Source organism: Streptomyces sp. NPDC006510 (assembly GCF_040611955.1).
GTDB lineage: Bacteria > Actinomycetota > Actinomycetes > Streptomycetales > Streptomycetaceae > Streptomyces.
Genome location: NZ_JBEXPH010000044.1, coordinates 40,098 through 49,489, shown reverse-complemented (window position 1 = coordinate 49,489; position 9,392 = coordinate 40,098). Strand labels below are relative to the sequence as shown.

Annotated in this window: 12 protein-coding genes and 4 pseudogenes; 4 read left to right on the top strand and 12 right to left on the bottom strand. The window is 68.9% G+C overall.

Annotation, left to right across the window (positions count from 1 at the left end):
- Positions 1-417: 417 nt before the first annotated feature.
- Positions 418-1,599, top strand: coding sequence for a PP2C family protein-serine/threonine phosphatase (locus ABZY11_RS16335; RefSeq protein WP_356479772.1), 1,182 nt, complete (start codon positions 418-420; stop codon positions 1,597-1,599).
- Positions 1,600-1,628: 29 nt separating this feature from the next.
- Here the strand turns inward: ABZY11_RS16335 and ABZY11_RS16330 are convergent, their stop codons facing one another.
- Positions 1,629-1,895 carry a hypothetical protein gene (locus ABZY11_RS16330; RefSeq protein WP_356479768.1) on the bottom strand — a complete coding sequence of 89 codons (267 nt, stop codon included), beginning with the start codon at positions 1,893-1,895 and terminating at the stop codon, positions 1,629-1,631.
- Positions 1,896-1,912: 17 nt separating this feature from the next.
- A pseudogene (locus tag ABZY11_RS16325) lies at positions 1,913-2,020 on the bottom strand (hypothetical protein); the annotation flags it as partial.
- A 92-nt stretch (positions 2,021-2,112) separates the two neighbouring features.
- On the opposite strand from ABZY11_RS16325, the pseudogene ABZY11_RS16320 reads away from it, so the two are divergent.
- Positions 2,113-2,331: pseudogene (locus ABZY11_RS16320) on the top strand (transcriptional regulator); the annotation flags it as partial.
- A 65-nt stretch (positions 2,332-2,396) separates the two neighbouring features.
- Here the strand turns inward: ABZY11_RS16320 and ABZY11_RS16315 are convergent.
- Positions 2,397-2,816 (bottom strand): RidA family protein, encoded by a 420-nt coding sequence (locus ABZY11_RS16315; protein ID WP_356479767.1) that lies wholly within the window; start codon positions 2,814-2,816, stop codon positions 2,397-2,399.
- Positions 2,817-3,091: 275 nt separating this feature from the next.
- Complete coding sequence (locus ABZY11_RS16310) at positions 3,092-3,592, bottom strand: cupin domain-containing protein (RefSeq protein ID WP_356479766.1); 501 nt, start codon at positions 3,590-3,592, stop codon at positions 3,092-3,094.
- Positions 3,593-3,715: 123 nt separating this feature from the next.
- Between ABZY11_RS16310 and ABZY11_RS16305 the strand changes: the two genes are divergently transcribed.
- Positions 3,716-4,255: a MarR family transcriptional regulator gene (locus tag ABZY11_RS16305; RefSeq protein ID WP_356479765.1), complete on the top strand. Its 540-nt coding sequence runs from the start codon at positions 3,716-3,718 to the stop codon at positions 4,253-4,255.
- Positions 4,256-4,261: 6 nt separating this feature from the next.
- Here the strand turns inward: ABZY11_RS16305 and ABZY11_RS16300 are convergent, their stop codons facing one another.
- The 3 genes and pseudogenes from ABZY11_RS16300 to ABZY11_RS16290 form a co-directional block, all read right to left on the bottom strand.
- Complete coding sequence (locus ABZY11_RS16300) at positions 4,262-4,903, bottom strand: histidine phosphatase family protein (protein ID WP_356479764.1); 642 nt, start codon at positions 4,901-4,903, stop codon at positions 4,262-4,264.
- Positions 4,904-5,001: 98 nt separating this feature from the next.
- On the bottom strand, positions 5,002-5,538 hold the full coding sequence (locus ABZY11_RS16295) for a helicase associated domain-containing protein (RefSeq protein ID WP_356479763.1): 537 nt from the start codon (positions 5,536-5,538) through the stop codon (positions 5,002-5,004).
- Between the two features lie 277 nt (positions 5,539-5,815).
- Positions 5,816-6,322: pseudogene (locus ABZY11_RS16290) on the bottom strand (hypothetical protein); the annotation flags it as partial.
- 27 nt (positions 6,323-6,349) lie between these two features.
- Between ABZY11_RS16290 and ABZY11_RS16285 the strand changes: the two are divergent.
- Complete coding sequence (locus ABZY11_RS16285; protein WP_356479762.1) at positions 6,350-7,774, top strand: FG-GAP and VCBS repeat-containing protein; 1,425 nt, start codon at positions 6,350-6,352, stop codon at positions 7,772-7,774.
- Between the two features lie 12 nt (positions 7,775-7,786).
- On the opposite strand, the pseudogene ABZY11_RS16280 reads toward ABZY11_RS16285, so the two are convergent.
- The 5 genes and pseudogenes from ABZY11_RS16280 to ABZY11_RS16260 form a co-directional block, all read right to left on the bottom strand.
- Positions 7,787-8,002, bottom strand: a pseudogene (locus ABZY11_RS16280) (transposase); the annotation flags it as partial.
- A complete protein-coding gene (locus tag ABZY11_RS16275) occupies positions 7,975-8,145 on the bottom strand; it encodes a hypothetical protein (protein WP_356479761.1) in 171 nt (56 codons plus the stop codon). The gene ABZY11_RS16275 and the pseudogene ABZY11_RS16280, both read right to left, overlap by 28 nt.
- The gene (locus tag ABZY11_RS16270; RefSeq protein WP_356479771.1) at positions 8,123-8,476 is read right to left on the bottom strand and encodes a transposase; all 354 of its coding nucleotides are present in this window, start codon (positions 8,474-8,476) and stop codon (positions 8,123-8,125) included. The genes ABZY11_RS16275 and ABZY11_RS16270 overlap by 23 nt, the downstream gene beginning before the upstream one ends.
- Positions 8,476-8,826: a hypothetical protein gene (locus tag ABZY11_RS16265; protein ID WP_356479760.1), complete on the bottom strand. Its 351-nt coding sequence runs from the start codon at positions 8,824-8,826 to the stop codon at positions 8,476-8,478. The genes ABZY11_RS16270 and ABZY11_RS16265 overlap by 1 nt, the downstream gene beginning before the upstream one ends.
- Positions 8,823-9,362: a winged helix-turn-helix domain-containing protein gene (locus tag ABZY11_RS16260; protein ID WP_356479759.1), complete on the bottom strand. Its 540-nt coding sequence runs from the start codon at positions 9,360-9,362 to the stop codon at positions 8,823-8,825. Before ABZY11_RS16260 ends, ABZY11_RS16265 begins: the two co-directional genes overlap by 4 nt.
- Between the last annotated feature and the right edge of the window lie 30 nt (positions 9,363-9,392).

Genomic DNA, 9,392 nt, shown 5'->3' with positions numbered 1-9,392 from the left:
ACGGCCGCCTCACCGCCATCCGAGCGTAGGCCGATCAGCCCACCGAAGAACCTGTAGGCCAAACAGACGAACCACACCTGATTCCTGATAGACCCCCGCCTGGGCTGCCGCAGGCCGAGTTCGGGTTGGTCGCCCTCGCACGCGACGAGGAAGGCCTTGTCGAGATCGGGCCGGCGGGCGAGCTTGCCGGACGCCTTGCCGGTGAAGATCTGTTCGCACCCTGCGGCTTTCGGGGCGTCTTGTTGCGCTTCGGGGTGTTGATCGCGCCTGGACGAGGCCGGGGCGGTCTTTACTGTGACTGGTCACAGATTGACGCTCCCCGTGGCGGTTCCCAAGCTGATATGAGGGGCGCTGGTAGGGAGCGTGGTCGTGGGTGCTGAGCACAGCGAACTTGCCCGGTTGCTGGCAGCTGCGGAGATGGCGGCGCCGGTGGAGGCCGTCGATGTGGTCGCGGAGGACCTGCGGCGGCGTTTCAAAGCTACGAAGGTCTCTTTCCTCATCGTGGACCTGACGGGGAAGGCGGTGGCGCGGCTGCCCGTCGCCGGCACCCTGGGGCGGGAAGCGGAGCGGTTCCCCCTGCTCGGCAGCGTCTACGAGCAGGTGATCCGTACCCAGCGGCTGTATCAGAAGGCGACCGGTCAGGAACAGCGGGTGATCGCGCCGGTCACCAACCGCGGGGATGCCATCGGGCTGCTGGAATTGCTCCTGCCCGCCGACCCCGGCGAGGATTTCCTCAATGCGATCAGGGAAGCCGCCCACATCCTGGCCTACATCGTGATCGCCAACGGGCGGTTCACCGATCTCTACGCCTGGGGCAAACGCCCCAGGCCTTCCACCTTGGCTGCAGAAATCCAGTACCAGCTGCTGCCCATGTCACTGTCGTGCGAGGCTGCACAGTTCACACTGTGCGGGAGCCTGGAGCCCTCCGAAGACCTCAGCGGCGACACCTTCGACTACGCCCTGGACCGCGACACCCTGCACCTGTCGGTGACCGACTCCATGGGCCACAACATCGACGCCGCCCTGGCCGCCACGGTCTTGGTGAGCGCCCTGCGCAGCGCCCGCCGCGCAGGAGCCGACCTGGCCGAGCAAGCCCACCGGGCCGACCAGGCCCTGGCCGACCACGCCCACGGCCACGCCACCGGGCAGCTACTGCGCATCAACCTCCACACCGGCCAGGCCCAACTCGTCAACGCCGGCCACCCCTGGCCGCTGCGCATGCGCGAGGGAGCTCCGGAGGTGATCACCTGCGAGGTAGACCATCCCTTCGGCCTGTCCCTGCCCGCCCCCCACCCCTACCGCGTTCAGGACATTGATCTGCGCCCCGGCGACCGTCTGCTCATGTTGACCGACGGCATGCTCGAACGTCATGGGGAGAATGTCGACCTGCTCGCCCTGGTGGAGCGCACCCGGGACCTGCATCCGCGGGAGACCGCACTGACGCTGACGTCCGCGGTCTTGGACGCCGCTGGCGGCCGGCTCGAAGACGATGCCACCGTGATGTGCCTGGACTGGCACGGCCCCCAGGAGACCCAGCGGCAAGATGCCAGCTCCGGCGCGGACACTCAGCAAGCCTCAGCAGGCCGCACGAAGTCATAGCCGTGACCAGGGCGCTCTCCTGGACGGTTTCAGGCGGCCGGCGAGTACCTCTCGCTCTGGACGACGACGTCGCCCGCAGTCTCCGGGAGGGTGCCGCCGGCCTGGACGTGGTTCTGGACGAGGTGGTAGCACCGCTGCCACCCGGTGTCCCAGGCAGGGCACCACCCCGGATCGATCGCGTCCAGTTCATCCCGCCGCGCCTCGCCCCGGCCGCCGGCCGAACAGAACGGCCGGCCGCGCGCAGCTCCTCGTTCTCCCGCGCCCTGCGCGCCGCCGCCCTCGCGTTCTTTGCCCACACACCGATCGGGTGCCTGGCCCACGTCGCGGTGGTCGGGGGGAGGAAGTGGCCGTGGGCGGCGGCGTACTGCCTGGCGACGGCGATCCCGTCCGCCCAGGCCGCGTCCTGCCCGGACCACACCATCCCGAGCTTTTCCAGTTCGGCGACCCGCCCGGCTTCCAGCGTCCCGGCCGTGTAGGCGCGGCGCTGGTCGGCGGTCCACTGCCTGAACGCTGCTGGAGATCCATCCGTTGAACCAGTCGCAGGTGCCGCGGCCGCTTCAGCGGATGGTGGAGTACCGCACGATGAACGTCCGCCGCTGGGACCGCATCGTCGAGGCCTGGGCATCCGGCGACCACCAGGGCCTGGACGACGCCTGGGAGGACGTCATCGTCGACCTGGGGTCGCAGTGGGGGCAGTACAAGTACGTCACCAACGTCGGCTTCGCCGCATAGAGCAGCCCTGCACGGCGTTCTGAGCGCCTCGCCGGATATCTGATCCGAATTCCCGACTCAGGGCACTAGCTTTCGGATCCCTCGGCCGGACGGACCGCGACCGCGTCGATCTCGAAGAGCATCCCGGGCAGTGCGAGCGAGGTGACCCCGCTGAGTGTCTGGGCGGGCAGCCGGTCGGCCCAGGCGCCGTGCAGCGCCTTGCCGAGGATCTCCAGCTTCTCCAGGTCATGGTCGACGATGTACGTGCCGAGCCGTACGACATGTTCGAAACCAAGACCGACGCCGACGAGCGCGGTGCGCAGGTTGCCGAAGGACCGCTCAACCTGTGCGGCAAAGTCACCGGGCACGACCTGGCCGGTGTCGTCGGAGGCGTACTGCCCACCGATGAACACCAGATCGCCGGGTGCGGAAGCGGCATGGCTGTAACCGAACGGGGTGGGGTCGTGCAGCCCGGCAGAGTTGGTGATGGTGCGGCTGTCGCTCATGTGTGACGATTCCTCACTGAAGATTGGGTCTGGACGATCGATTCCACGGCGTTCGGCGGATCGTAGGCCGGTGCACGCACGGCTGACCGGAAACGGGGACCGATCGCAGGTGGGTGCATTACGTGCCGGACAACGGCTTGGCTGGCGTGCGGGTGATCAGGTGCTGTGCAGTGGGGGTGGCGTGTCCGGTGCGGGCGTGGTGCATGAGCTGGTCGAGGGCGTCGGCGAGGTCGGCCTCGTAGCTGTCGGGGTCGGGGTCGGGGTGGCGGGGGCGATCAGTGACGCTGACGGGCCCGCCGCCACGCGGCACTCTCCACGAAGAAGTTGTCGAAGCGCTCTTGCGAGTCCAGGAGTTCCTGTGGATCGGCCGTGCCCTTGCGGACACGGTCCAGCAGCCGGAAGTAGTCGAAGCGCTCGACGCCGGGGGTGATGACGATCAGGATGTCGGCGCCCGCGTCGGGTTCGGCGGCGAAGGCGTGCGGCAGTCCTGGTGGCACGAGGAGGAAGTCTCCCTCGTCCGCGGTGATCACGCTGTCCCCGGTCAGCGCCTGGAGTCGGCCGCCGAGTACGAAGAAGAGCTCGGCGGATCCGGTGTGGTGGTGAGGTGAGGCTCCGTCGGTGCCCGCGGTGAGGGTCACCCGTTGGGCGCTCAGGGCTCCGCCGGTGGTGCTGGCGTCGGCGAAGAGCCGTATGGCGCTGTCGGCGCTGCCCGCTATCTCGGCCTCGGCATCCCGGACCAGGATTCCGCCCTGGGCATCGGGAGTGATCAAGGACATATGCCCCTCCATTCATCGGAGCCGTATCCGGCCCCGGCCGCGAGCCGGGACCGAGATCGACAGAAGTAATTCTGTATCGAATAGTACGACAGCTAACTATCAGCCGTCGAATAAGATGGAGGCGTGACCAAGGGAGACGTAACCAAACAGGGCGCGACTGTCGACGAACGCCGGAAGCCCAGGGACGCGGTCGACCAGATCCTCGACCAGTGGCACAAGGAACGGCCGGACCTGGACCTGTCGGCGATGGGAGTCTTCGGACGACTGGGTCAGCTCTCACTCCTCCTCACCCCCGCACTCGAAGAAGTCTTCACCCGACACGGCCTGCGCCGCGGCGAGTTCGACGTACTGGCCGCACTGCGCCGCTCAGGCCCCCCGTACACCCTGATCCCGTCCGCCCTCGCGAAGACCCTGATGCTCTCCCGCGCCGGCATGACCAACCGCCTGGACCGCCTGGAGGCAGACGGCCTGGTGGAACGCCGCCTCGATCCCACCGACCGCCGCAGTTTCCATGTCGCACTCACCGCCCGCGGACACGGAGTCGTCGACGCCGCGGTCACCGACCACGCCGCCAACGAATCCCGCCTCCTCTCCGCCCTCACCCCCGACGAACGCGAAACCCTCGACCACGCCCTGCGCACCCTGCTCCAGACGATCGAGTGATTGAGGTCATCCGGCCTTGGCGGAGTCGAGATGGCAGGTGCCGCCGAGGCTGATGACTTGGCGGTTGTGGAAGAAGTCGTCTTCGCGCAGTGTGGTGATGCTGCCGGAGAGCGCCCGGAAGCCGGCATAGCCGGCTGACTCGATCGGCATCTTGATCCAGGACGCCACGATGCAGGTCAGGGAGCCGCCGTGCGTCACGATGATCTGGTGCTCGTAAGGGTTCTGCAGGATCTCGTCCATGGCCTCGTAGATGCGCTGCGCCCACGATGCCTTGGTCTCTGCACCCTGCACGCCCTCGTCGTGGTCCATCCGTTCCCCGACAGCCGGCGGTGGGATGAAGCGCCGGTCGAGCCACTCCTGCGGTCTTCCCTCCGCTTCGCCGTAGGACTTCTCCCGAAGCCTGCGATCCAGGACCGGCTTCACGCCGAACAGTTCGGCCACCTCCTCGGCCGTCCGCAGGGTGCGCTGCAAATCCGAGGAGAACAGCTCCACCTCGGCGCCGTCCGGAATCTGGGCCCGCAGTGCCTGGGCGATGGAGACCGCCGCTCGGACGCCGGCGGGCGTCAGCTGCGAGTCATGCCATCCGCCGACGACTCCCTCGACGTGGTGCGTCGCCTCCGGATGGGTGACGACGTAAAGAGTGCGCATGAGTGCGTGCCCTCCTGCAGGTAGCGTCCTGTCTGATTGCAGCCCGCAACTGTGGAAGAGACAGCGCAGAACCCTCAAGCGGGTTTCTTCGGGCTGTCTTACCAGCGCATGCCGAGCTGATCGAGGTCGGTTCGGCGTTGTTCGGCGAGCTTCCCGGCGCGTTTGCGGACGTTGTCGCGCCACGCGCCGAGCTTGACCACCACGCCGCCGTCAGCGCCGTCCTGAGGGCCTGTCGGGACCGCCTCCCCGTCCAGCTGTTCAATGTGCTTGCGGGGTACTCGTAGGTGTCCTTCACGGGTGTGGAACTGCCGTGCTGCTGCGAGGTTGGCCGCCCACTTCGTATCCTGCGTCTGCTTCACCGGCCGTTCGTCTTCCCCGGCTGGTGTGATCTCAAGGGTGTTCTCCAGGATCCATTGCTGTGCGGGCAGGAGTTGTTCCCACCCGTATCGCTGCGCCGTGACCCAGCGTCCGAGGTCCTCGCCCTGCACGACGACGTTGCCCACGGTCTCCGGGAGTGTGCCGCCGGCCTGGATGTGGTTCTGGACGAGGCGGTAGCAGCGCTGCCACGCGGTGTCCCATACCGGGCACCACCCCGGATCGATCACGTCCAGCTCGTCCCGCCGCGCCTGGGACATCGCGCCGGCCCGACGAGGGGACGGGGAGGCCGGCCACACGCAGCTCCTCGTTCTCCCGCGCCTTCCGGGCTGCCGCCCTCGCGTTCTTCGCCCACGCACCGATGGGGTGCCCGTCCCAGACGGCGGTGGTCGGCGGGAGGAAGTGGCCGCGCACCGCGGCGTATTCCTTGGCGACGGCGATCCCGTCCGACCAGGCCGCGTCCTGCTCGGACCACACCATCCCGAGCTTTTCGAGCTCGGCGACCCGCCCGGCCTCCAGTGTTCCGGCCGTGTAGGCGCGGCGCTGGTCGGCGATCCACTGCCCGAGCGGATACCCACCGACCGCGCCCCAGTCCTCCGGCGTGATGACCGTGTACGGCCCCCGCAGCACGGTGTTCCCGGTCTCCCGCAGCCACCGTCCGGCCGCCTCGATCTCGCGCCGCCAGTACGCCCCTTCCGGGTCGATGACCCGCAGCCGCACGAACCGGGCCAGGACCGCGGGGTCGCGTTCCTCACGGAACAGCAACACCCCGGCCGCCGCCCCGCTCACCCTCACCCCTGCCCCGTCTCCGTCCTCCAGGACGTCCTCACCGTCCTCGCCTCGTGCTCCTGGTCCTGGTCGTCGGTGTGTCGTGCCAGGCAGTGGCGGCGGGACCGCCGGCTGCGGAAGAGAGGGTGGCGGCGGAACCGGGCGCCGAGGGTCTGTGGCCCGTGCCGGTCCTCGAACGGCCCGACGGCAGGGTGGCTGTGCCCCGTACCGGCGTGGGTACCGTCGTACGGCCTGCCTGGCCGCCCGCACAACCATTCGGGGGCGGCCCCGGTCCAACTCCTCATGCGGAAACGACTTGTCTCCACCCTGGCCCTGACCGCGGTGGCCGCCTGCGGGGCCCCCGCGGCCGTCCCCGACTCCACCGTCACACCGCGCATGACGCAGACCGCCGCAGCCACGAAGCGGCCCGCAGCCGACCCCGACACCACCGGGGCTCACGCCGACTTCGACAACGACGGGAAGGAGGATCTAGTCATCACCGACACGGCGGCCACGGTCAACGGCAAGTACGCCGCCGGCTACGCGGCAGTGGTGAGCGGCTCGACTGCCGGACCCGACACCCGGCGCCACCAGGTGATCACCCAGGACAGCCTCGGCCTCGGCAAAGCGGGCACCGGCGGCCGCTTCGGCAGCGGTGCCATCTCGGCCGACCTCGACGGCGACGGCCGAAGCGACCTCATCACGCAGACCGGCAGCAACACGGTCTTCGTGGTCTGGGGCGGAAAGAAGAAGCTCTCCGGAGCAGCCAAGCTCAGCGGCGCCACGCCGGTCGCCGGCGACTTCGACGGCGACGGCCACGCCGACCTCGTCACGAGCCGAAGCGCGGACCCCAAGGCGACGATACGGTTCGGCCCGTTCACACGGACAGGTAAGCCGGTCCGCACGAAGACGCTCGACCTCACCCCCGACAAGCCGTCGTACTACACCCCCCGGCCCACCGGCGTCGGCGACGTGAACGGCGACGGCAAGGACGATCTGGTGGTCACCTGGTCGCACGTGTTCGCGGACGAGATCCCGACCCCCCGCGCCACCCTCGTGTACCGCGGAGCGGCCAACGGCGTACTGAGGAAGGGTCCGCGCCTCAAGGACGAGCGAGGCAAGGACATGTACGGATCGACCACCCTCACGTCCGACGTGAACAAGGACGGCTTCGCCGATGTGATCGTCAGCCTCACCTGCGAGATCATCGGCGACGAAGCCACGCCCGAGGGCGGCAGCCGGCTGATGGTCGCGTACGGCGGAAAGAGCGGGCAGAGCATCAGCCTGAAACCCACGACGATCAACGAGAAGACACCGGGGCTGCCTGGCGAGCCGGTCTCCTCCCGCTGCAACTTCGGATACGCGCCGACGACGGGTGACGTGAACGGCGACGGTTACGCCGACGTCGCGTTCAGCGCCCCCCTCAAAGGCGACAAGACGGTGACCCTGGTGCTGCGCGGTGGACCGAAGGGTTTGACGGGCAAGAACGCGAAGAGCATTTCCGGCCTCCCGGTGTGGCCCCGGCTGGCGATCCAGGACCTGAACGGCGACGGCGCGGCGGAGCTGGCAGTCAGCACGTCGCACACGAGCGGGGCCGACGACAAGGTCCGGATTCTGCGCGGCGGCCCTTCCGGTATCAGCACATCCAGGCCGATGCTCATCGGGCCCGCAGATCTGGGACTGAAGCCAGCGCCGGGGGACAGCTTTGGCTCCGGCTTCGGCCACTGAAACTGCCGGCCGCCGGCGGGCGTGCATCACCCAGGCCCATGTTCGCTCCACGACCCAGCGGCGGGGCAGCACGATGAACCCGGAGGCGCCCTTGGGGCGGCTCACGGTCTTGATCGTGAGGCTGAGATACTTCTTTGCCCAGGTCACGAGCTTTCCGGCGTAGGCGGAGTCCGCCCAGACGATGGTGATCTCGGGGTGCATTAGGCGAAGGCGGAAGAGGAGTTCCTTTCATCGGCGGCCTGCCGGGCCGCGCGGTCCGGGGCGGTGCGGCGCCAGTAGTAGAAGCTCGAGCGGGCGATGCCCAGGATGTCGCAGAGCCGCTTGACGCCGAACCGGCGCTGGTGATCCTCAACGAACTGGCAGCGGTTCACCAGCGCGTCTCCCCGCGAAATACCGGGCAGCCTTGCGGAGAATGTCCCGCTCCTCCTCCAGCTCGCGGATCCTCTTCCTCGCGGCCGCCAGCTCCGCCTGAACCCCGTCACCGTCAGGCCGTGGCGCCGCCGCAGGTGTGGAGTGAGCGCCGGACCGGCGTCCGTCAGCGGCCCGGATCCAGTTCCGCAGCGTCTCCGTGTTCACTCCGAGGTCGGTGGCGACCGACTTGATCGTCGCTCCTGGACGGGACCGGTACAACGCGACCGCGTCAGCCTTGAACTCGGCGGGGTAGTGCTTCATCCCCACAGGGACTCCGTTCTCCTGGACCATCAAGATCCAAGTCTCTCCGGTGTCCAAAACCCGGGGTCAGGGCCCACGAGTGCCTTCATCGTCTTGGAGATGTGGGTGCTCAGCCGGTCCCACACCACGATCAGCGGGGCCTTGAGCAGTTGGTGGGCGCCATCCAACAGGCGTATGCAGTCCGCCTCGCCCAGCGAGCGACGCTCGCCCTTGCGGCCGGTATGCCGACGCAGCCGGTGGCACAGACGGGCGGGCAGGCCCGGCCGGAAGCACAGCAGACCGGCCACCGAGAGACGTCCCCGGCTACGGCCGGACACCTTGACCCTCGGGGTGATGTCGCGCCGGCCCCAGGTACGGCCCTTGGGCGGCCGACCGGTCACGCCCGCTTCGTCCTCGGAGCAGATGAACGCGCCGGTCGCCGCCCGGAGGGTTTTACCTCCTGCCAGGTCGCCTCCCGCCATGCGGTGATCGCGTCCTCGTCGCGTTCGGCGGCGGGCCGGGCGGGCATCTGCACGCTGCAGCCCATGCGGTGCAGCAGCCGAGTGACTCCGGAGACGCTGTAGGAGAGGTGGAACTTCCGCCCGATCAGCGTGCGTACCCGCGCGGCGGTCCACACCTGGTCGTCCGCCCAGCCGTGCGCGGCCGGCCCCTCATCAAGCCACATCGCGAGCTTGGTCTGCAGGTGCGGGCCGAGCCGACAGTCGTAGCCGCAGGGGCCTCTGGAACGCAGCGCCTCGCGTCCGCCCGTCCTCCAGGTGCGGCGCCACTGGTAGACCGACTTCTCACTCACCCGTAACTCCCGGACGATGCACGGGACTTCCACGCCCCCATCGAAGAGGTCAACGGCCCGCATCCGTACCTCTTCCCGGCGCCTGCGCTGCTCGGCGGTCAGCCCGCCCCCGTCCGGATACCGCATGCCTCCGGCGTACCAGCCCGGACGGACCGC

Bases quoted from the DNA above. Each gene is read 5' to 3' on its own strand.
- ABZY11_RS16260 (WP_356479759.1), bottom strand. From the start codon at position 9,362: ATGCGGTATCCGGACGGGGGCGGGCTGACCGCCGAGCAGCGCAGGCGC.
- ABZY11_RS16315 (WP_356479767.1), bottom strand. From the start codon at position 2,816: ATGAGCGACAGCCGCACCATCACCAACTCTGCCGGGCTGCACGACCCC.
- ABZY11_RS16310 (WP_356479766.1), bottom strand. From the start codon at position 3,592: ATGTCCTTGATCACTCCCGATGCCCAGGGCGGAATCCTGGTCCGGGAT.
- ABZY11_RS16295 (WP_356479763.1), bottom strand. From the start codon at position 5,538: ATGTCCCAGGCGCGGCGGGACGAGCTGGACGTGATCGATCCGGGGTGG.
- ABZY11_RS16300 (WP_356479764.1), bottom strand. From the start codon at position 4,903: ATGCGCACTCTTTACGTCGTCACCCATCCGGAGGCGACGCACCACGTC.
- ABZY11_RS16285 (WP_356479762.1), top strand. From the start codon at position 6,350: ATGCGGAAACGACTTGTCTCCACCCTGGCCCTGACCGCGGTGGCCGCC.
- ABZY11_RS16270 (WP_356479771.1), bottom strand. From the start codon at position 8,476: ATGGTCCAGGAGAACGGAGTCCCTGTGGGGATGAAGCACTACCCCGCC.
- ABZY11_RS16335 (WP_356479772.1), top strand. From the start codon at position 418: ATGGCGGCGCCGGTGGAGGCCGTCGATGTGGTCGCGGAGGACCTGCGG.